The organism is Coleofasciculus sp. (assembly GCF_046565525.1).
GTDB lineage: Bacteria > Cyanobacteriota > Cyanobacteriia > Cyanobacteriales > Coleofasciculaceae > Coleofasciculus.
Map to the genome: position 1 here is coordinate 1 of NZ_JBKHUP010000110.1, position 22778 is coordinate 22778.

General features: G+C 44.6%; 15 protein-coding genes and 1 pseudogene. 8 read left to right on the forward strand and 8 right to left on the reverse strand.

The window, feature by feature from the left end; all coding sequences use genetic code 11:
* A pseudogene (locus ACLGGO_RS28890) lies at nt 1-311 on the reverse strand (IS1634 family transposase); the annotation flags it as partial.
* A gap of 127 nt (nt 312-438) precedes the next feature.
* Between ACLGGO_RS28890 and ACLGGO_RS28895 the strand changes: the two are divergent.
* Entirely contained in the window at nt 439-579 is a 141-nt protein-coding gene (locus ACLGGO_RS28895; RefSeq protein ID WP_446421901.1) for an ATP-binding protein, read from the forward strand.
* Nucleotides 580-643: 64 nt separating this feature from the next.
* Nucleotides 644-1018: a response regulator gene (locus tag ACLGGO_RS28900; RefSeq protein WP_446421902.1), complete on the forward strand. Its 375-nt coding sequence runs from the start codon at nt 644-646 to the stop codon at nt 1016-1018.
* Here the strand turns inward: ACLGGO_RS28900 and lexA are convergent.
* Both lexA and argF read right to left on the reverse strand, forming a co-directional pair.
* Entirely contained in the window at nt 1004-1621 is a 618-nt protein-coding gene (lexA, locus tag ACLGGO_RS28905) for a transcriptional repressor LexA (protein WP_446421890.1), read from the reverse strand. The genes ACLGGO_RS28900 and lexA overlap by 15 nt on opposite strands.
* 368 nt (nt 1622-1989) lie before the next feature.
* Nucleotides 1990-2907 (reverse strand): ornithine carbamoyltransferase, encoded by a 918-nt coding sequence (gene argF / locus ACLGGO_RS28910; RefSeq protein WP_446421891.1) that lies wholly within the window; start codon nt 2905-2907, stop codon nt 1990-1992.
* 12 nt (nt 2908-2919) lie between these two features.
* Between argF and ACLGGO_RS28915 the strand changes: the two genes are divergently transcribed.
* From ACLGGO_RS28915 to ACLGGO_RS28935, 5 genes are all read left to right on the forward strand, one after another.
* The gene (locus ACLGGO_RS28915) at nt 2920-3042 is read left to right on the forward strand and encodes a hypothetical protein (protein ID WP_446334573.1); all 123 of its coding nucleotides are present in this window, start codon (nt 2920-2922) and stop codon (nt 3040-3042) included.
* Between the two features lie 180 nt (nt 3043-3222).
* Nucleotides 3223-5601, forward strand: a complete 2379-nt coding sequence (locus ACLGGO_RS28920) for an adenylate/guanylate cyclase domain-containing protein (protein WP_446421892.1) — start codon at nt 3223-3225, stop codon at nt 5599-5601.
* Between the two features lie 153 nt (nt 5602-5754).
* Nucleotides 5755-7515, forward strand: coding sequence for an alpha/beta hydrolase (locus ACLGGO_RS28925; RefSeq protein WP_446421893.1), 1761 nt, complete (start codon nt 5755-5757; stop codon nt 7513-7515).
* Between the two features lie 488 nt (nt 7516-8003).
* On the forward strand, nt 8004-8981 hold the full coding sequence (gene truB, locus ACLGGO_RS28930) for a tRNA pseudouridine(55) synthase TruB (protein WP_446421894.1): 978 nt from the start codon (nt 8004-8006) through the stop codon (nt 8979-8981).
* A 718-nt stretch (nt 8982-9699) separates the two neighbouring features.
* On the forward strand, nt 9700-14982 hold the full coding sequence (locus ACLGGO_RS28935; protein ID WP_446421895.1) for an AAA family ATPase: 5283 nt from the start codon (nt 9700-9702) through the stop codon (nt 14980-14982).
* Nucleotides 14983-14999: 17 nt separating this feature from the next.
* Here the strand turns inward: ACLGGO_RS28935 and ACLGGO_RS28940 are convergent, their stop codons facing one another.
* The 5 genes from ACLGGO_RS28940 to ACLGGO_RS28960 all read right to left on the reverse strand — a co-directional run bounded on the left by ACLGGO_RS28940 (nt 15000) and on the right by ACLGGO_RS28960 (nt 22371).
* Nucleotides 15000-16976 (reverse strand): response regulator, encoded by a 1977-nt coding sequence (locus ACLGGO_RS28940; RefSeq protein ID WP_446421896.1) that lies wholly within the window; start codon nt 16974-16976, stop codon nt 15000-15002.
* A gap of 120 nt (nt 16977-17096) precedes the next feature.
* Complete coding sequence (gene kaiC / locus ACLGGO_RS28945; protein ID WP_446421897.1) at nt 17097-18620, reverse strand: circadian clock protein KaiC; 1524 nt, start codon at nt 18618-18620, stop codon at nt 17097-17099.
* Between the two features lie 58 nt (nt 18621-18678).
* A complete protein-coding gene (locus tag ACLGGO_RS28950) occupies nt 18679-18969 on the reverse strand; it encodes a circadian clock KaiB family protein (protein WP_446421898.1) in 291 nt (96 codons plus the stop codon).
* Nucleotides 18970-19006: 37 nt separating this feature from the next.
* Complete coding sequence (locus ACLGGO_RS28955) at nt 19007-19873, reverse strand: response regulator transcription factor (protein WP_446335309.1); 867 nt, start codon at nt 19871-19873, stop codon at nt 19007-19009.
* Nucleotides 19874-19956: 83 nt separating this feature from the next.
* Nucleotides 19957-22371: a sensor histidine kinase gene (locus ACLGGO_RS28960; protein ID WP_446421899.1), complete on the reverse strand. Its 2415-nt coding sequence runs from the start codon at nt 22369-22371 to the stop codon at nt 19957-19959.
* Between ACLGGO_RS28960 and ACLGGO_RS28965 the strand changes: the two genes are divergently transcribed.
* Nucleotides 22351-22778: hypothetical protein (locus ACLGGO_RS28965; protein ID WP_446421900.1), on the forward strand; the 428-nt coding region annotated here is incomplete at its 3' end. The two genes, ACLGGO_RS28960 and ACLGGO_RS28965, sit on opposite strands and share 21 nt — an antisense overlap.

Consider the following 22778-nt stretch of genomic DNA (forward strand, 5'->3'; position numbering starts at 1 on the left):
GCTATCATCGATAGCACTAATCGTCTGTTACGTGTGTTTTCACCGCTAATAATCGAGTCTAAGCCGATTTTTTTTATTGTTCCGAGTACGGCAGCGACGTGACCGTGAGGGCGAGAACGGACTATGTTAAACGCCTCCTCGATGTCTTCAATGGCTTTACCTCCTTTGAGGAGAATCTTTAAACCGTCTACCGCTTCATCCGGCAATTTGGACAGGTTCGCTAGGGTTCGTTTCCGCACTTTCTTTCCTTCGCGGTAAGACTCGCGAAGTAATACGGCTGGGGGAGAATTTCTGTTCGGAACACGTTTGATTACATGACTACAATTGTCTCACAGATTCTCTGCCAAGACTATTAAGAAAATCTTAAATATACATGGGTACGATTTGAGGGGGCGAATTGGCTCAAACGCTTACCGATTCGGGGTTTAGGCTTCTTGAATCAATCGGGATGGGGGGAACTTCAGTTTAACGATTTGCCGGAATATTATTGAGCAGCATGAGGGGCAAATTTGGGTTGAGAGTGTTTTAGGTCAAGGAAGTAGTTTCTACATAGCCTTACCCCTAATGCTGAGAGCGTGAAAAGCTACCTGAAAAGTAGGCAAGGTGTCTGTGACAAATGACCAATGACAAATGATTAATGCTAATGACAAAATCTGTTTTGATTGTTGATGATGAGGAAGATGTCCGGGCGATTACCCAGTTAGGTCTAGAAATGGGGGCGGGTTGGCACGTACTCACCGCCTCTTCGGGTCAGGAAGCCCTGAACACAGCAGCCAACCACCAACCTGATGTGATCTTGCTCGATATGATGATGCCTGATATGGATGGGCGAACAACTCTGCAACGGCTAAAGGCTAATCCCCTAACCCAATCTATTCCCGTCATTTTAGTCACCGCGAAAGCCCAACAGTTGGAGGGAGAAAGCGTGGCTGACTTACAGGTTGCTGCTGTCTTTGCTAAACCCTTTCGCCCTCTAAAACTAGCGGAACAAATCAGTCAAACATTAGGTTGGATTTGATTCAAAACTACGCCATACGCCGACTAAGACGCCTTGTACCTCTACCTTTTCTGTTTCTACTTCTATGGGTGGATAATTAGCATTAGCAGGTTGCAGGGTGATCATATCCTCTTCCCGATAAAAATGTTTTAGTGTTGTGCCGTATCCTTCGACTCTAGCGGCGACAATCTGACCATTTTTCAGTTGTTCGGGTTCAGGAACAGGTTGCATAATCACCAAATCCCCTTCTCGAATTAAGGCTTCAATCATGCTGTCCCCTGTAACCCGGAGGGCAAAGTTACCGGGTTGGGTGAATAAACCGGATAAATCAATCCGATCCATCCCATCGGTAAAGGGTTCAACCATACCCCCCGCCGCGATCGCACCCAGTACAGGGACTCCCGATACCGTACTACTCAGAATCCGAATTGTCCGGGCTTTTCCTTCTGTCCAGTCAATGTACCCTTTATTGCGTAGATGTTCGAGCCGACTCTGAATCGGTGCGGGCGATCGCAGATTCATCGCTCGCATCATTTGCCGGATTGAGGGCGCATGTCGGGCTGTTTGAATATAATCAACGAGCCAATCATAGAGTTCTTTCTGGGCTTGGGTGAGGGGTTCCATAATCCTACAAATTACACTCTTGTTTTGACGTTACAGGTCGCGGGTGCAGATGGCTCAACCATTCGACTAGCCCGTCTTTATGGCAGTCAATCTGCCCTGAGACGGGCTAAAAGCGGTATGCAAATTTCTTTGCATATCTAGGTAAATAGGGTCAAAATGCATAGCTATAACAAACGAATACTATTTACTATAAAACATTAGTAGTACTAATGTCCTATCCTTGTCCAGTTAAAAGCAATTTTTATAGTTTTGACCCCCATTCGACGACCGTAGGGGTTTGGTTACCAAACCCCTACGGCTTACTAAGAGACGTGCCATGGCACGTCTGGAACATTGCTCCCTCTGCTCCTAGAATCCCTGGAGATCCCTCAATCAGCGCCTAAAAGACTAGCGAGTAAAGCTTTCTGGGCGTGCATCCGGTTTTCGGCTTGATCCCAAATACGCGATCGCGAACCTTCCATCACCTCTGCGGTAATCTCTTCGCCTCGGTGGGCGGGCAAACAGTGCAACACGATCGCATCCTGTGCCGCTAGACTCAAGAGTTGTTCATTGACCTGGTACGGTAGAAATACAGGAATTCGCGCATCGGCTGACGCCTCCTGACCCATACTTGCCCAAACATCGGTATAAATCACATTAGCGCCCTTAACCGCTGCCTTAGGATCATCCGTCATCGTCACTTCACTCGATACCGCCAGTTGTTTAGCTCGATCTACAATTAAACTATTCGGTTGGTAAGCTGATGGTGTGGCAACTCTGATATTCATACCCATGAGGGCGCATCCTACCATGAGTGAGTGAGCCACATTATTGCCATCTCCCAAGTACACTACCGTTACACCCGCGAGTGACCCAAAGCACTCTTGAATAGTTAACAAGTCTGCCAAGACCTGACAAGGATGTTCTAAGTCAGTCAGGGCATTAATAATGGGAATCTGAGCATACTCAGCAAAGGTTTCTAATTCTTTTTGCTCAAAGGTGCGAATTGCCAGGATGTCCAAATACCGATCCAAGACCCGGGCTGTATCTACCACAGGTTCTCCCCGACCCACCTGGGTGACATTGGGGTTCAAGTCAATCACCTGACCCCCCAGTTGGTACATTGCCACCGAAAAACTGACTCGGGTTCGGGTCGATGCCTTATAAAACAAAAGCCCTAACACCTTATTGCATCGCAGGTTAACCTGCCCGGTTTTCAACTGGGTAGCTAGATGCAACAGTTCGTGAATTTCACTCGCACTCAGGTCAGCTAAACCTAAGACGTCTCGTCCTTTTAATGCCGTCATGTTCCTTCTCCGATGACTCAGTGGATCGGCGCTTGCCAGAAAGCACGTTGGCTGGGGCAATCCAACCCAGCACCAATTTTTACCGATGTCAGTCTCCTACGGCTACCCAGGTTTTGGCAAGAAGCACCGTCCTAAAAATTTAGCAGATTTTTATCGGATCAGTTGAATTTTGAGGCGGATGATGTAAAATATCAGTTTTTTTCGGAAGCGTTGAGAACCGATCGCCAATATTACGTCTAGATCAGCAATAGAAGCTGTGAGTTGGCATTGACTTGATGAAATCGATGCATTTAACCATCCCAAACTCTAAACCTTATGAAACGCTCCGTCATCCTTCTGTGTGTCGTTGCCATCATTAGTACCAATCTCGGTTTTTTCTATCTGGCATCTGGCTATCTCACTGAAGAATTTTATCCCACCCAGAAACTCCTCTGGCTGGTTTTGAGCCTGGTGAGTCTGAGTTTAATTTTGGCACTCCCGATCGCCTTCGGATTGACTAAGGCGTTCGCCAAGGTTCAAGATGATGCCGAAAACCCTTTGTTGGGTGAAGTTCCAGCATTGCTACCGTTTCAGGATAACCCGAATCTGAAACGATCAGGCGATCGCACTCCCTCAATGGTCGCGGCTAAACTCGCCACGAACCAAGCCCTAAATACCAATAATGATGCTACCCCTTTTTGGGACAAGCCCAAGGTTCTCAACCAGACATTTAACCAAACGCCAACATTTCGCGATCGCCTCCAAGACATGGCTGAATATTTGTCTGATGAAGACCTTAATTTTCTTTCACAGGAGCCAAATACTAACCCTTCTGCGTTGATGGCAAAGGTTAAGCGTGTTGCCAATTTTACCGATACCCTTTTCGATGCCCTCACCTTAAAGCCAAATCCTCCTCAATGTCTCTATCAGTCAGTTGATCTACGCTCCATCGCTCAAGAGGTGTTGGAGCTTTGTCAACCCTTGATCCGCCCAAAACAATTACAATTACGTAACTCCATTGCAATTGATTTCCCTCAATTCAATGCTGATGCCAATCAATTGCAGCAAATTTTGTATAACTTAATCATTGACATGATTAAGTTTACCGAAAAAGGCGCGATCGACATTTGTGCAACTATCACTCCTGATCAATTAGAACTGACTGTGGCGGATATCGGCATCAGCATTCCGGCAGATCAATTACTGGAGAATGCTTATAGTGCCACAATCCAACAGTATAGCAGTACCGCTTTAGGATTGATCTTAACCAGACGTTTGGTAGAACTCAACGGCGGTAAACTCCGAGTTGAATCAATCGGTAACCATGGTTCACGCTTTATTTTGACGCTCCCCATTTCTGGCAATCAACAAACCCAATTGGCGGCGTCTGTGAAAAACCCTCTCTCTCTAGTAAAAACCCTCCCAAAAATATCAGCCGAATTTAAATCATCCACAGATTTAATCCAATCATTTAAAATTCTAATCGTAGACGATGAACTTGTCAATTGGCAGCCCCTGATTAACTCGATCTTGTCTTCTCAATCTTACGTCATAAAACAGGCATATAGTGGTAGACAAGCCTTGGCAGAAGTCGAAAAAGGCTTTAAGCCTGACTTGCTGATTGTGGATGCAGTAATGCCCGAAATACATGGCTATGACCTTTGTCAAAGCATTCGCCGTTTTTTCTCAGCCAATGAATTGCCAATTATTCTCGTTGACGATAAAGAAAAACCACCGGACTGGCAAAAAATCTGGAGCTACCGCATCAATGATTATTGGACTAAGCCCCTTGACCCCAATGAGATGATTGCCCGGATTAATCCTTATCTGAAACTTACCCAAATCAATGCAACCTGCGACCGCTTCATTCCGCCTAAATTGCTACAGATTTTAGGATATACCAACCTCAGTGAGGCTAAATTGGGGGATTGCGTTCAAAGGGATATGACAATTATGTTTGCCGATATTCGGTCATTTACTACCCTATCTGAGAAAATGTCACCCCAGGAAAATTTTGATTTCATTAATAATTATTTTAAGAAAGTTGTCCCCACTATTCGCCAGCACAATGGTTTTGTCGATAAGTACATTGGTGATGCCGTCATGGCAGTCTTTCCGGAAAAAGCTGAAGAAGCATTGGACGCCGCGATTGAGATGCAAAAACAGATCGCCATCTATAACGGTAAGCAGGAAAAAAAGGGAACCCTGCCGATTTCGGTTGGCATGGGACTCCATAGTGGTAGTCTGATGCTAGGTACTATTGGCGAAGAACAACGGATGGAGGCAACAGTGATTTCTGATGCCGTGAATCTGGCATCTCGTTTGGAAGGATTGACGAAGATTTTTGGGGCGTCGATTATCTTTAGTGAAAAGTTTTTGCTGAGTCTGGATAATCCCCTAAGCTATAATTACCGATTTTTAGGGAAAGTTCCTGTCAAAGGAAGGAAAAAAGCCGTCTCTGTTTTTGAAGCCTTTGATGGTGAGCCGCTGACGACGGTTAATCTAAAAATTAAGCATCGAGGTAACTTTGAGTTGGGGATTCATCTTTTTTATAGCCGAAGATTTGCCGAAGGATATAAAATATTTAAAGAAATTTGTCGAGAAAATAATCAGGATAAAGCAGCTCTGTTCTATATGAAGCGCTGCCGCAAGTTCGACAAGCTTTGGATGTGGGGGCAATGGGATGATTTTAATAGCAAGAGATATCAATTTTGAATTATGATTGGAGGAGCTTCCGGCTCCCCAAACCCAGTCCGCCTGGGCAGATTAACATAAGATTAAGAGTTTGGGAACCCGGGGGGAGCGAAGCTTGCCGAAGCGTCGGTGGGTTTCATTTGTGTAGCTGCGGTTTCAACCGCCCTATTGAGAATGGAGCAAGATCTCAGTTTAAACGGACATGATATAACTGTGCCAATCCCCAATCCCCAATCCCCAATCACTAATCCCCTGTTCAAATTAGGACTTGCCTTAGTGAATCTGGGATTATCTGTTGCGCCTGTGATCATGTCTAGTCCGGTTCAGGGAGCGACAAAAATCTATATTCCCTATGGTCCTTTAGAATTTTCTCTGCCTATTGCGGCACTAGAAGTTTACGCCACCGAGGGGAAAATTGAGCCGGAATTGGCGTTTTATGCTAACTATGTGGAACCGCAACAGTTAGAACGGTTGCGGCAAGTTTTAGTCACACCTATCGATGTGAGCCCAGTCGCGATCGCACAGTTTCTCTATTCGCCTCAAGGAGAAGCAATTCTGGAACGGTTGGGGGAAGTGATTCAAACCAAAGCCGGTCAAGAGGGATTCTATGCCATTCGCGCTGCATTAATCAAAGCGGCGGCTAAACCGGAGGGGCTAACGTTATTAAATGTACTGCGGGAGTTTCCCACCTATGGTATAAGGATTAACTCTACCCGTAGTTTTGAGATTATTGAAGAACTGTCTCGGTTGAGTCGGCAAACGCAACAGGCAATAGTCGGGGTGAATCAGGAGGCGATGGCGGAAATTCAAGCTCAGATAGAGTCCGAGTTTCCCCGAATGCTACCCAACTTTTCCGAATTACCCGACTTGGCGGAACCGGGATCGGTTGCCTATTCTAAACAAACTCTGACGTTGAGTGATCCGAGTCGAGGACGCCGATTTCCAGTGGATTTGTATTTACCCTCTGCTGATATGGCAAGGGTTGGGTTGACTCCCCTAATTGTAATTTCCCATGGACTCGGTTCTGATCGGATGACGTTTGAGTATTTAGCGCAGCACTTAGCGTCTTATGGCTTTGCCGTAGCGGTACCGGAACATCCTGGCAGTAATGCGGATCAATTACAAGCGCTGAGTCGAGGATTAGCCAGTGAGGTGACGCCGCCGTCAGAATTGATTGACCGTCCCTTGGATATTACCTTTTTGCTCGATCAACTGGAACAGTCCGATCAAAGACAGTTAAATCTGGATAACGTTGGTATATTGGGTCAATCCTTTGGGGGTTACACCGTTTTGGCGCTAGCGGGTGCTGAATTTAATTTTGAGCGATTGCAGCAAGTTTGTCGTAATTCAGAGGATTCCTTAAATGTATCGCTGTTGCTGCAATGTCGGGCATTAGAATTACCCGTGGCGGACTATGACTTTCGTGATCCACGGATTCAAGCCGCGATCGCAATTAATCCCGTGGGCAGTGCTATCTTTGGTGAATCTGAGTTTGCTCAGATTCAAATCCCCCTGATGCTGATTTCCGGGAGTAATGATACCGTAGCACCCGCCCTCCCGGAACAGATTCAACCCTTTACTTGGCTAACCATGCCAAATAAGTATTTAGTATTGCAGAATAAAGGCACTCACTTCTCTAACCTGGGTGTCTCGACAACGGCGGTAGAATTACCACCAGAGGTGATGGGTCCTGATCCAGCAATTGCTCAAGCCTATACGCAGGCGCTGAGTGTTGCCTTTTTTAAAGCCTATATTGTGGGTCAATCTGAATACCAGCCTTACCTCAATGCGGCTTATGCACAATTCCTCACCCAAGACCCCATGCCTTTGAGTTTAGTGGAGTCTTTAACCCTAAATCAGCTCTCTGAACAGACGGATGAACAGAGGAACTCCTCGCCCTCACCACAAGCACCGCTTTTAATTCCCCTTCCGTAAACTTATGTTTCAGATTTTTGTAGTTTTTAAACAAATATAAAAGACTGTATCAAGGGGTTGTCTCTCTCAGAAATCGTGCTAAATTAAATATAAAGCTACATAACTTCTGGTGACAGATCAAACAGCTTAGTCTACAAACGCTAGAATTAGGAGGAAGAAAAAACCTGTCTCATCTAATATCTGTCTCATCAGAAGATAGCAACGAAAACCATAACAGCAGCAACATTCATCGAGAACGTTGACATTTCCTCAAATAGAACCTAAGAAGCTGCGTGACTGACATGAAATTGTCTTTGATTGTTCAGTACCACTTCAAGTTTCATTGCCCAAAGGAGGAAATCACTCAGCCAGTATTGTTTGAATGTTGCTGTTGTTTTAAGATAAAGATTTTTGAATCAATTGAAGCATCCAAAGAATTGTTGTGATTGCTAATGAAATCCAAATTACCACAATATTTTGTGACAAAAATGCGGCAGATATATTGACGAATGCAAGGATTTCTGAACTTAAACAAATCGGCTGGATTTACCTCTCACGATTGCGTGGCGAAAGTGCGGCGTCTGCTGCGCCTGAAACGAGTGGGACATGGGGGAACCTTAGATCCAGCGGCTACGGGTGTTTTACCGATCGCACTGGGTAGAGCCACCCGTTTGTTACAATATATGACCTCAGATAAGGCATATCGGGCGACGATTCGGTTGGGAGTGAAGACAACAACCGATGATTTAGAAGGAGACGTGGTGGCGAGTGCTTCTGCATCTGGGTTAACCCAGGAGACAGTTTTGCCGTTCCTGGAACAGTTTCAAGGAAAAATCGAGCAAGTCCCCCCCATGTACAGCGCCATTCAGGTTCAGGGGAAGCGGCTGTACGATTTAGCCAGAGCGGGTAAAACGGCGGAAATTCCGACGCGAAAGGTTGAAGTGTATCAGATTGAGGTGTTAGATTGGCGTCCAGGGGAATTGGCGGAATTGGATGTTGCGATCGCCTGTGGTGCAGGAACCTATATTCGCTCCATTGCTCGTGATTTGGGAGAGGTTCTCAAGACTGGTGGCACTTTAGCCTCTCTGATTCGTACCCAAAGCAGTGGATTTAGTTTAGAACAGAGTTTAACCTTAGACGAATTGGCACAACAGGTAGAAGCAGGAACCTTTAATCCTATTCCAGCAGAAGCTGCGTTAGAACATTTAGGGAAGGTTACGTTATCAGCAGATGATGCTCGTCGTTGGTGTCAGGGTCAACGTATTATCCAAAAGGCAGAAGGCACAGATCACAAGGGAGAGGGTAATGAGCAAGGAAATGATCACGGTTTAGATCAACAGGATATGACCGATCAAGATGTCTCGACTGATTCTGCTGGCAATATCCGACGAGTTTATCACGAAAATGGGACATTTTTGGGTATTACTCAGGTGATTGAATCAGAATGTGAGTTAGTGCTTGCGCCTAAGATGGTTTTGGTAGATTGATACTCTTTATTTGAAATGTTTTCTGCCGATTCACCTGAATTGCCAGAGGCAAAAATTGCAACAAAAGATACCTTTGAACAGGCAGTTTTGTGCTATCACTTTGGTTTTTCTACACAAACAGATCCCCGACAACTTCTACGAAGTCGGGGATCTTGCTTAGATGAGTGTACCTCATCAACCACCAAATCTGCTGTATAGCAGTAGACACATTGATGAGGAATTTCCGAACCGTTGTAGAGACGTTGCATGCAACGTCTGGAACCAAATGATGCGTCCTAACCGCTATGGCGATTGCTATAAGTAGAGATGCGCTGCAAGAAGCGTCTTGGGGTATGTAGAAATTTGACATCCTCCCCCGGCTAAAGAGCGCGGGGGATTCCTCACCACGCCACCTTTTTAGGGGTGGTCGCTGATTGGGGTTGACGCTTCGCTGAAGGTTGCCTCCAAATGAGGTCTTACACCCTCTCCACGTCCGTTTATAGTCTCGGAATGCCCTCCCGCGACTTGTATTTACATTACCACAATAGTAGAACGTTATCCGAATTATTTGACTGGCGAATAAATTCGCTACCTAGACGGTTCGCTCGGTTTCATCTCCCAGCTAAAGAGCGTGGGAGCCTTCACCCATCGCTTTTCCGGTAAAGGTAGAACGTCTGGGAAAAGAGATTAAATATGTTACAACCAGAATATTGATTTTTCCCTTCTAGTTGGACATTTCATGGTTTCTCTTGCTGGATACGAAGATTTCAGGCAAATCCATGACAGCGAGAACTCGCAAGTGTATCACGCTCGGCGAATTCGCGATCGCCAACCCGTCATCCTCAAATTTCTCAACCGAGACTATCCCACGACAGAGCAAATCCGACGCTACAAACAAGAATATCACCTCACTTGCCAGTTAGAGTCTCCAGGTATCGCCAAAGCCTACAGTCTCGAAGAATGGGGACGAAGCTACGCGATCGCTCTAGAGGATTTTGGCGGAATTTCCCTCAAACAATGGCTGCAACAGCGTGAACCCCTTTGTCTACGCGAATTTTTAGTCCTGGCAATTTCCATTGTCGATAGTTTAGGACAAATTCACGCTCAACATATTATTCACAAAGATATTAATCCTGCCAATATTGTTTTTAATCCCGACACCAAAGAACTCAAAATTATTGACTTTGGCATTGCTACCCAACTGAGTCGAGAAAATCCCACCCTGAAAAATCCCCATGTTTTAGAAGGGACACTGGCTTATATTTCCCCAGAACAAACAGGGAGAATGAATCGAGGCTTAGATTATCGCACAGATTTTTATTCCTTGGGAGTAACCTTCTATGAAATGCTGACAGCCAAGTTACCCTTTGAAAATATTGATCCCTTGGAATTAGTCCATTGTCATATTGCCCAAAATCCCCCCATCCCCACCACCCCACACCCGACATTCATTTTTGAGATTGTAATGAAATTGATGGCGAAGAATGCTGAGGATCGCTATCAAAGTACTTATGGATTAAAAGCTGATTTAGAAACCTGTCTCAAACAATTAACCGAAACAGGGACAATTGTTCCCTTTCCTCTCGGTCAACAGGATAGTTCGGATCGCTTTCAAATTCCCCAAAAACTCTACGGACGAGACACAGAAATCGCCACGTTACTTGCTGCTTATGAACGAGTTGCCGAGACAGGAAAGGTTGAACTGATGTTAGTGGCAGGGTATTCCGGTATTGGCAAATCCTCTCTCGTCCAAGAACTTTACAAACCAATTACAGCACGTCGGGGCTATTTTATTTCGGGTAAATTCGACCAATTTCAACACAATATTCCCTATTCTGCCATCGTTGCCGCTTTTCGCGGATTGATTGAACAATTATTAGGAGAAACCGAGTTTAAATTACAAATCTGGCGAGACAAACTATTGCAGGCGTTGGCAACTAACGGACAAATTATTATTGATGTTATTCCCGAAGTTGAACTGATTATCGGTAAACAACCTGCTGTTCCCCTATTAGGCGCCAACGAAGCGCAAAATCGCTTTAACCTGGTTTTTGAGAATTTTATCCGCACCTTTTGCAGTGTCGAGCATCCTTTGGTAATTTTCCTCGATGACTTGCAATGGGCGGATTTAGCGACATTGAAACTCATGGAACGGATTTTGCTTGACGGTGAAACCCAATCTCTTTTGCTCTTAGGAGCCTATCGCGATAATGAAGTCTCGGTTAGTCATCCGTTGGCAATTTCCCTGCAAAAACTTCAGCAAAACAAAGGTGACGAGATTACGCAAATTACGTTAACCCCTTTATCCCTAAACCAAATTACCTGTTTAATCAGCGATACCCTCCAGCAGGAGGCGGAAACGGTTCGCGATTTAGCCCGTTTAGTTTGGCAAAAGACGGGCGGTAATCCTTTCTTTATCAATGAATTTTTACAAGCCTTGTCTAGTGAAGAATTGCTGCAATTTAATCGTGAACAGAGACGTTGGCAATGGGATCTGGCAGCGATTGAACGAAGGGGATTTACGGATAATGTCGTGGAATTGATGGTGAGTAAACTACAAAAATTACCACCCATTAGCCGAAATCTTTTATCCCTAGCGGCTTGTTGTGGAGCAGAATTTAACTTAAAACTTCTGACCTGGGTTGAGCAAAAATCTGCTCAAGAAATATTTAATTTATTAAAAGTTGCCTGGGAACGCGGCTTTATTTTTCCGTTATCCGAAGCCGATGAAAATCTGATAATTCAGTCCTATAAATTCGGACATGATCGTATTCAACAAGCTGCCTATTCGTTGATAAGTGTTCAGCAACGAAAAGAATTTAACTTAAAAATAGGTCGCCTGTTGTTGGCGAATCTCGATAGCCAAGAACGAACAGAAAGAATTTTTGAAATCGTCGATCGCTTGAATGCGAGTCGATCGCTGATCACCGATGAATTAGAACGGTTGGAGTTAGTCCAGTTAAACCTACTGGCAGGGAAACAAGCCAAAGATGCCAACGCTTATGAGGCGGCTAGAGACTATTTAGTTTTCGGGATGGAGGGGTTGACTAATGAGGCATGGTCAACTCACTATGACTTGGTTTTGGACTTGTATAAAGAACGAATTTTTGTTGAATATTTAAACGGTAATTTTGATGCGTCAGAAGCACTGATTAACTCTACCTTACAACAGGTTAAATCAGCACTGGATAAAGCCGAAATTTATAAACTGCTGATTCTTCAATACACGCTGATGGCTAACTACTCAGATGCGATTGAAACGGGACGAAAAGCTCTAGCGTTGTTTGGGGTTGATTTACCGAAAACCGACCTAAAAACGGCTCTTGCTGTAGAAATTGAACTCGCGAAACAAAACTTAGGCAACCGCCCAATTGCCTCATTGTTATCTGAACCTGAAATAGCGATTCCTGAGCAAAAAATGGTTGGGGAACTGTTGGAAAATATTGATCCCCCCGCTTACTTTTTTAATCAGGAACTCTACGCTGTCATTGTTGTCAAGATGGCGAATCTTTTCTTAACTTATGGCAATATTCCCGAATCGGCAAAGGGGTACGTGACTTACGGAATTATATTGGGTTCTATTTTAGGGGATTATCAAGCAGGGTATGAGTTTGGTTGTGTGGCGGTAAGGTTGAGTGAGCGCTTCAACAGTCAGCTCCAAAAATGTGGGGCTTGTTTGATTTTCGCGGGTCATTTGAATCATTGGGTAAAACCGATCAAGTTTGCGCGACAGATTTTCGATGATTCCTATCATGCGGGTTTGTCATCGGGAGAATTACGCCATTCTGGATATGCTCTGGAACATCAGTTACGTTACTTATTTTATCAAGGAGTTAACCTTAAAGAAATTAGCGAAATCTTGCCCAATTATTTACAGTTTTTGCAAAAGACAAAAAATCAATGGGCAATTGATGGAATGGTGGGATTTCAACTGGCTTTATTGAATTTAATGGGAATGACTGAGAGTAAATTAGAGTTTTATAACGAGGATTTTAATGACTTTGATTATCTGGAAACCTGTCGAACCCATAACAGTTTTGCTTGGCTTTGTACGTTTAATATTTTTAAAGCCCAAATTTTGTATTTATATGATGAATTTGAGATGGCTTTAGCGGCAATTTTAGAGGCTGGCAACTCTATAGATTTTGTTTTAGGTCATTTCCAAGTCTCGGAACATAATTTTCACCATTCATTAATTCTGGCATCTCTTTATCCACAGGTAACCGAGGGAACCCAAAAGCACTATTGGCAGCAGTTAGAAAGTAATCAAAAGCAACTGAAAATTTGGGCAGATAATTGCCCAGAAAACTTTCTGCATAAATATCTGTTGATCGCCGCAGAAATGGCGCGGATTTCGGGAGATCATTTAGAAGCCATGGAGTTGTATGATCGCGCTATTGATTCTGCGCGGACAAACAAATTTATTCAAAATGAAGCCTTAGCCAACGAACTAGCGGCTAAATTTTGGCTGGCGAAAGGCAAAACAGAATTTGCCAAAATCTATCTAAAAAATGCCCATTATGGGTATAAAATTTGGGGGGCTAAACGGAAAGTCAAGGAGTTAGAAGCCACCTATCCACAGTTTTTGCGATCGCTAACGGTTTTTCCCTCTATTTTGGCAACCTTTCAGGGTTACACGACAAACGACTCAACGGATACGAAAATTTTAGATTTAGCCACAACGATCAAATCAAGCAATGCCATTTCCAGCGAAATAGTTTTAGATAAATTGCTGGCAACTTTAATGAATATTCTCGTCGAAAATGCCGGAGCGCAACGCGGTATCTTAATTTTACCCAGCAGTAATGGGTTATGTGTCGAAGCCACAAAGGAAGCTGACTCCCAGGAAATTCCCGTACTGCAATCGCTTCCTTTGGATCAGTTTGAACGGCTATCCTCAAAAATTGTCCATTATGTCGCCCGCACTTGTAAAACTGTTGTTTTAAACGATGCAACTCGTGAAGATAACTTTACCAACGATCCCTATATTCAAAAGTATCAGTGTCTATCTATCGCCTGCACCCCCTTAATCAATCAAGGGAGACTCCAAGGGATTATCTATCTAGAAAATAACCTAACCACGGGAGCCTTTACTGAACAGCGTATGGCATTGTTGCGAACCCTCGCCACCCAAGCCGCCATTTCTTTAGAAAATGCCAAACTCTATGACAATATCACCACCTTAAACGCGGCGTATGAGCGGTTCATTCCGGCTCAGTTTCTCAGCTTTTTAGACAAAGAAAGCATTGTTGATGTGGAACTCGGTGATCAAGTCGAACGGGAAATGACCGTTTTATTCGCTGATATCCGCGATTTTACAACGATTTCCGAACAGATGAACCCAGCCGAAAACTTTGCCTTTATTAATGAGTATCTGGGTTATATGGAACCGCAAATTCAAAGCCATGGCGGATTCATCGATAAATATATCGGCGATGCGATTATGGCACTCTTTCCCAATTCTGCCGATGATGCGGTTAAAGGAGCGCTCGCCATGTTACAAGAATTGAAAAGATACAATAAAACGCGACAGGACAAGAATCTGAAACCCCTACGGATTGGTATCGGTTTGCATACAGGATTGTTAATGTTAGGTACAGTTGGCGGATTTGGGCGCATGGATGGGACAGCGATTGGGGATGCGGTGAACCTCTCCTCGCGCATAGAAGGGTTAACCAAACGATATGGGGTTTCGTTGTTAATCACCCATCAAACTTTAGCACGTTTAAATAATCCCTTAGAATACGATTTTCGATTTATCGAACAAGTGAAAGCCAAAGGCAAAGCTAAAGCGGTTGGTTTATTTGAAGTGTTTTCTGCCGATTCACCGGAATTACGAGAGGCAAAAAATGCTACGAAAGATACGTTTGAAAGGGCAGTTTTGTTATATCATTTTGGTTCCTGTTCAGAAGCGGCGCCTTTATTTCAAGAATGTGTGGACTATCATGCCGGCGATCGCCCTGCTGGCAGTTATCTCGAACGTTGTCACCGCTGCGCTATAGAATTTCCCCATGATATGTAATTAACGCCATTCAAACCTCAAAGCGTCACTAGATTCGCGATCGCCTCGATAATCTGATCGGGTTCAACAGGCTTAGAGATATGAAGATCAAAGCCCGCTGCTAGTGCCTTTTCCTGATCAGTTTCTCCCGCATAAGCCGTCAGTGCGATCGCCGGAATTTGCCCGCCGCGATCGCGTGGTAGTTTTCTCACCTGACGAATGAACTCATAGCCATCCATTTCTGGCATCCCAATATCACTGATTAGCACATCAGGTTGCCCTTGAGACAATACAGCAAGCGCTTCATTGGCGGAAGTGAACCCCTCAACCCTTGCACCGTAGGCTTCCAAGATAATGGTGAGCAACTCGAGCGTATCCACCTCATCCTCAACCACGAGTACCGTCACATCGGTTAAATCCAAACTCTCATCCTCTGGCGCGGAATTCTGAGTCTTGGTTTGCGAATCCGACATCAGAGGTAACCTCACCGTAAACGTTGCTCCCTGTCCAATTCCCTCACTTTCAGCCGCAATCCTACCTCCGTGGAGTTCGATCAAGTGGCGGACAATTGCCAACCCCAATCCCAATCCACCAACATTCCGCGTCGTTGTACTATTCTCTTGACGGAAGTAATCAAATATGTGTGGAAAAAATTCCGGATTGATCCCCTGACCGGTATCACTGACTTGGATTTGCGCCTGTGAATCAATCTTTTCTAAGCGCACGGTGATTCGTCCACCCGAGGGAGTAAACTTTACCGCATTTGATAGCAGATTCCAAACCACTTGCTGGAGGCGGTTGGGATCACCAGACACAAATCCCACCCTTGATTCCAACTGGGTTTCAATTTCAATCGACTTGGCGGCGGCGGCTAAACCCATCGTTTCAATGGCAGCTTTAATCACCCGAACCAAGTCTACACGACAGACATTAAGATTCAACTTGCCGCGTAAAATCCGAGAAACATCCAGTAAATCATCAATCAGTTGGGCTTGCAAGGAAGCATTCCGTTCAATCGTTTCTAAGGCTTGATCTACTTTAGTCGGACTAAGTTTTCGACTCCGCAGCAGTTTTGACCAGCCCAGAATGGGATTGAGTGGAGTACGCAACTCGTGAGACACAATCGCCAAAAACTCATCCTTGATTCGGTTAGCAGCTTCGGCTTTTTCTAAGAGTTGAATCCTCTCTTCTTGCACTCGCTTGTGTTGAGTAATGTCTCTCAGGGAAACCAGGTAACCCATCTCTCCTTGCCACTCAGTTTCTACCACTCGCATCTGAGCCACTCTATTTTCCCCAGTACCCGTCCGCACATCCACTTCTGTGTTATCTTCGCCCACCACCGGAAAACCCAAGACTTGACCCAATAGTTCGTCTTCCTCACGACTAAAGAGTGACAGTGCAGCTGGGTTGATAAATCGTACAATACCATCTGTGTCTATCACCATAATCCCATCTGGATTCCTGCTGATTAAAACCTGAAATTGTGCCTCACTTTTGAGGAGTGCTGCTTCTACCTTTTCTTTCTCCTTATGGTTCTGTTGAGATTGTTCTGAGAGTCTCGCCACTTCTGCGGTTTGTACCTGCAACTGTTGCTTTAGGTCAAAAGAGTAAACCTTATCCTGTATGTTTCCGGGGCGTTCACTCTCCTTTGAAATTAATACCTGCTTCACAACTTGAGGAAGCTGTGCCAGTTGGTCGTAGAGCAGATAGTCCGTTGCGCCAGCTTTCATACAATCTACGGCAATAGACACACAGCTACTGTGGCTAATGATAATCACAGGAATATTGAGACTCTGTTCTTGTAAATAGGACAGTGCTTCAATACCATCAAACTCGGCTAAGGGATAGCCAATTAAAATTAGGTCAACGGTCGGATTCAGGTGATCTAAATACTCCGCTTTTGTACTGACGCGCTGCCACGTTACCGTCAACCCAGTTTCAGATAACAGCGACAGTATCTGCTCTGTTTCCAGAGCAGACTCTTGTAGAATTAAAAGGTTTAAGTCATTTGTCATTTTTTATGTGTTGATGGTGTTCATTGTTCATTGTTCATTGGTAATCCTCTTCCCCCGCTCCCAGACGCTTCAAAAGCGCGTCTCTACATGCTCCCCAGACGTAGCTTACTACGTCTCTACTTAACAATCCTCAAACAAACCACTGAGGCGGTCAAGTTCACTCTGATTCACATAACTTGGATTACCAGAGAGAATACCTGTAACGTTGCGGAAGGATCTGCCAATGTGCATTCCATCATCATCAATTAAAAACTCCCGAATTTCCTTATGATGTCTTGAACCGCGCATTTTTAGCACCGTTAATACCCGATGGACTTCCCCCTGAACCTCCACATATCGCAACAAAATAATCACGTCAGTATTGGTAGAAATTTGGGCTTCGGTGACCGAAACACTGCCCATGAGCGGTGATGTATTAGCCGTAAAAAGTCCGGTGATTCGGAGTTTTTTAATAATAGAATTAAGTCCCAGAATAAATTCTCGAAACCCTTTGAAGGTAGTAACCTGCCCCAATGCCGAAATACTATCAATCGCGATTCGTTGCGGCTGAAAGTCCTCGATTATTTGTTTCATAGTCACTAAATGATTTTCTAGTCCGGTTTCTTCCGGATAGCGACAGACAACCTTCAGGTTTCTCTCTCGTTCCATCTTCTCGAAATCAACGCCCCAACCGGCAGCATTTCTAAAAAGCTGATCCCGGCTTTCCTCAAAGGCAAAGAGTAAACACCTTTCTCCATTGTTGACACCTCCGGCTAAAAACTCTGTTGCTGTTAACGTTTTGCCTGTACCCGTCGCTCCCGATACCAGAATAATAGAATCGCGGAAAAACCCTCCCCCACACATAGAATCTAACTCAGCATTACCCGATGTGACTCGCTCTTTGGACGATTTTCGCTCTAATTTAGTCGCTGTGAAGGGAATGACAACAATGCCTTGCTCCGGCAAGATAGTAAAGGGAAATTCACCATGTTGATGGGGAGTCCCTCGGTATTTAAGAATTTCAATCGTGCGGCGACGCTTCTCTTCAAGCAATACATTCCGCAGGATTACCACATTATCGGCGACAAACTCTTCTACACCATAGCGGCTGATGTCTCCGTATTCCTGAGTACGTTCTGAGGTCAATACTGAGGTAATTTCCCGTTCCCGCAACGCCCAGGCTATATCAAATAAGTCGCCGCGTACTTGACTTACGTCTGGCACATAAGAGAAAACCGCTCCCAAGGAATCCATGGATACCCGTTGCGCCTTGACTTTTTCTATTGCATATTCCAGGCGAGCTAGCAAGGGACCGAGATCATATTCACCACTGACTAAGGGTCTATTTCCCGTTTTGGGAGAAGCATCAACAAATGCCCATTTTTCTTCAGCTTCCCATTTTTCGATATCCCAACCAAAACCTTGCATATTTCGGCGAATGGCTTGAGGCGATTCTTCAAATGTGACAAAGACGCCATTTTCTCCCTCTTTGATTCCTTCGACGAGAAATTGACAGGCAAAAATGGTTTTCGCACTGCCTGCTGTACCTGCAACTAAGGTAGTTCGACCTTTGGGGAGTCCTCCTTCAGCTAATAGATCAAAGCCAGAAATACCTGTTTTAACTTTGTCAATAAAAATAAAATTGGACTGTGGCTGTTGGCTCATTCCTTTGCTTCTTGGTGTGAATTGGAAACATATAGAATAGCAGCTTAAGTGCCATGGCTCAAGGTTTTTGCGGCTTGACACCGATACTCAATCCCCATAAAACAGTTTTAGTGTCTGACAAATCTCCCACGATTCGCTGGACAGGATTGGGAAATTCTTTAATTAATGTCGGGGTAACTAAAATATGTTCCGCTTCTGCGAGCTGGGGAGATTGGAGAACATCAATAACCGTTATTTTATACTGACTCGGTAGTTCCTGCTCACAGAGTCGATACAAGTTGGCGATCGCAATGTGCGATCGCGGGGTGTCTCCAGTAACATAAAGTTTGAGCCGATATCGTTTACACATGCTAGGATGCTCACGGACTTTGCCATATTTTTTGTGATCAAGGACTGAATTTCTTAGCATCTTTTCCTAAATTAATTTTACTCAATCCAATAAAATATCTTCGGTAGTAAGCCGCTAAATTACCCATGACTTCCAATAGTAAAAAGCGCCCTTCTGTGGTATATGCTTGTGCCTTACGTCGATTCACGGCTTGATTTTTCTGTTTTAAGGTTTTTGTATGTAACTCTATGAGATCACGGGGGGAGGCTTGGAGTAAACCTAACTGTTCGGCAAAGGTATTTAGATGCATAGACAGCTGATGCTCGACTTTATAAATACGTTCTTCTAATGCCCACTCCATTAAATCACCATAGTGTTGCATCAGTTCCTCAAACACATCGGGCATTCTTTGGTGCAGGGGTTCTACACTGGACGATTTTTGGGTCGAGTTTATCTCACCAGTGATTAACTTTTCTAGATCTTTGAGCTCTTGCTGTTGCTGATGTTGTTCGAGTGCAGCCAGGTGATATCGTCGCTCAAGGGCGGCGCGAATCGCGTAGACGAGTAAACTGGTATCCAGCTTCGCCTTGGGCAAATACCCACAAGCTCCCAATTCTAAGGCTTTAACCGCAACTCTCTCATCTTCGAGAACACTTTGGACGATGATTGGTACATCGAATGCTGTTTGCTGCATTTGCCGGAGTGTCTCCATCCCCCGACTATCGGGTAACATTAAATCTAATAACACGACATCGATACCTCCTTGAGCCAAATAATCTCGTCCCTGATCTAGTGTCTCAGCACAAAGCAGTTCAAATCCTCTGCTAAATGAGGGAGATTTGGCAGTGGTGATCAGTTTTTGTAGTTTGTCTATGTCATCGGGGTTATCTTCGACCAGTAAAACTCGACAACGGTGATCCAGCATGAGTGGTGTTTCAGATATTAACTTATCTAATGATAAGAGATGATATAATTACCGAGCCTATCCATTGGGTATAATCGAGCCATTCACCTTCGCTTCTTTGTAATCGTAAACATAAATGTTGCCCCTTCACCAGGAACACTAGAGGCGGTAATCGTTCCCCCGTGACGTTGAACAATTTTGCGGCAAATCGTCAACCCCAAGCCTGTACCCTCGTAGTGACGGCGGCTGTGTAAGCGTTGAAATGCCTCAAAGATTTGCTCATTATACTCTGGCTTAAAGCCAATCCCGTTATCGTTGATCACAATTTGATACTGATCACCGAGTCCATTCTCCTGGGAATAAACCTTGACAATAGGCGCTGTTTCAGGGTGATGAAACTTCAGCGCATTACTCAGCAGATTCTGCATGAGTTGATGCATTTGCAGGGGGTCAGCCTCTACAGTGGGCAACTCTTCGACATCAACAATTCCATGGGTTTCCTTGAGTTGAACATCCAAATCGGATAACACCTCTTGGACAACTGTATTCAAATTTACCGAAACCAAAGGTTGATCTTGAGTTGTGAGCCGCGATAACATCAATAATTCATTGATAAAGGTTTGCATCCGATTCTTGACCTGGCGCATCCGTTCCAGGTACTCCTGCCCTTGTTCATCGAGAACCTGACTATATTCTTCTGTGAGCAAGTCATTAAGCATTTGCATTTTATGCAGAGGGGAAAGCAAATCGTGGGAAACGACAGAAGCAAAGTCTTCTAATTCCCGATTACTTCGTTCAAGTTCAGTTACCAGAGTTTTCATCTGATTTTGGGTTTGCTTTATCTGAGTAATATCTTGAATTTGTCCCACAAAATACAACGGTTTTTCCTGAGTATCCCGCACCAGAGAAACACTTAACAGCACCCAGATGAGATGTCCTTGCTGATGAAAATACCGCTTCTCCATTGCGTAAGTTTGAATCTCACCCGCTAACATCTGATGCGTGTACTGTATATCAGCGTCCAAGTCATCGGGATGGGTAATGTCCTGAAAGGTTGTCGCCAGTAATTCGGATTCTTGATACCCCAGCAATTCACATAAAGCGTGATTGACGCGGAGAAAATGACCATCGGGCGAAACCAGTGCTTCACCGGTTGCGGCATCATCAAAGGCACGTCTGAAGCGTTCTTCACTCTCCCGGAGTTTTTCTTCGATTTGTTTAAGTTCGGTGATATCTCGCCCTTCTGGAATCAGCAACACCACCTTTCCCAGGCTATCCGTCACGGGTTTGAGGGAAAAGTCAATCGTGACAATGGTATCCCCTACCCCTTGCACATCGACTTTATAGCGGATAAACTCACCTTGAGCAGCTTTTGCGATCGCGTCTTTTAATTGGGCTTGGGTTTGTGGTGAAATCGTCCACCACCGGGCTTGCCAAAAGGGTTTGCCAATCACCTCGTCTCGCCGCACTCCGCCAAAATCCAATGCCGTCTGATTGGCTTGAATTAGGATACCATCAGGTTTGAGTAAGCCAATAAACTGAAACGTCTGGTCAAAAATAGCATGAAATTTCTGTTCACTCTCTAACAGTGCCTGTTGAAACCGTTGTCGCTGGGCATCAAGGGCGTTGAGTCGTTTGGCATTGCACCAAATAAATCCACCAAAAATGACCATGGTTAAGACACTGCGAAAGGCAAATCCAACAGTAGGCGGATAGATATCGGCGCGAAAGCCCCACAATACCAGCCAGCCCAAAACTGGGGGAATGCTAATCACCAGGGGTAGGAGACTTCGTGCCATTATACCCCCGGCGCGATCGCTAATCACCACTTTCATCGCGCCCCAGTTTGCCCCAGCACTCAAAATCCCGATTGCCATTACTATAAAGCTGATGGCAGTATGAATTGCCATACCCGTATAGGAGCCAATACGATAGAAAAGTGGGATTTGGTAGAGGTGACCCATTAGCCCCAGAAACGCCACCAAGAAAACCAGGAAAGTAAAAAACTGGCTCGAACAGTAAGCTCTTCTCCCCAACAGCAGCAAAGCCGAACCCAACAGCAGAAAGTTAGACGCCGTATTGGGCGCCATCCGACTCCCGGCGGCGGCGTCTACAGCATCAAGGCGCTGATGAAATAAAAGTTGGTCAATGCCAAAGTCTAGATTAAAACTATATTCAAAAAAGGTCAGCAAACCCAGCACGATTACGAAAACCGCTAGTACCTGTGATCCGATCAAAGATAATCGGTAGGATGAACTTTGTTTACTTTCCCAGTTACCCATAAGCCACAGATAGAGGGAGATACCACTGACAATAAAGCCAATCGCTGTATTAGCTTTCATGGTTCCCCATTCCGGTACGATGCGATTTAACAGGGAGAGGTTAAACATCCAACCCAAAAGCACCAGACAACCTATACCGATAACTATAAGACTGGCGGCTTTAGAAAAGGATTTAAGCCGACTACTGATTAGATGAGTTGGCTGGATGTCAGGTGCTTGAGTGTTGTCATTAGTCATTGGTTAGGGGAAGTCATCAGTTATCAGTTATCAGTTACCAGTTATCAGTTATCAGTTACCAGTTATCAGTTACCAGTTATCAGTTACCAGTTATCAGTTATCAGTTATCAATTATCAGTTACCAGTTGTCAGTTGTCAGTTATCAGTTATCAGTTATCAGTTACCAGTTGTCAGTTATCAGTTGTCAGTTATCAGTTATCAGTTACCAGTTGTCAGTTATCAGTTGTCAGTTATCAGTTATCAGTTATCAGTTACCAGTTGTCAGTTATCAGTTATCGATCACTGTTTACTGTTCACTGTTTACTGTTCACTGTTCACTGTTCACTGTTTACTGTTCACTGTTTACTGTTCACTGTTTACTGTTCACTGTTTACTGTTCACTGTTTACTGTTCACTGTTTACTGTTC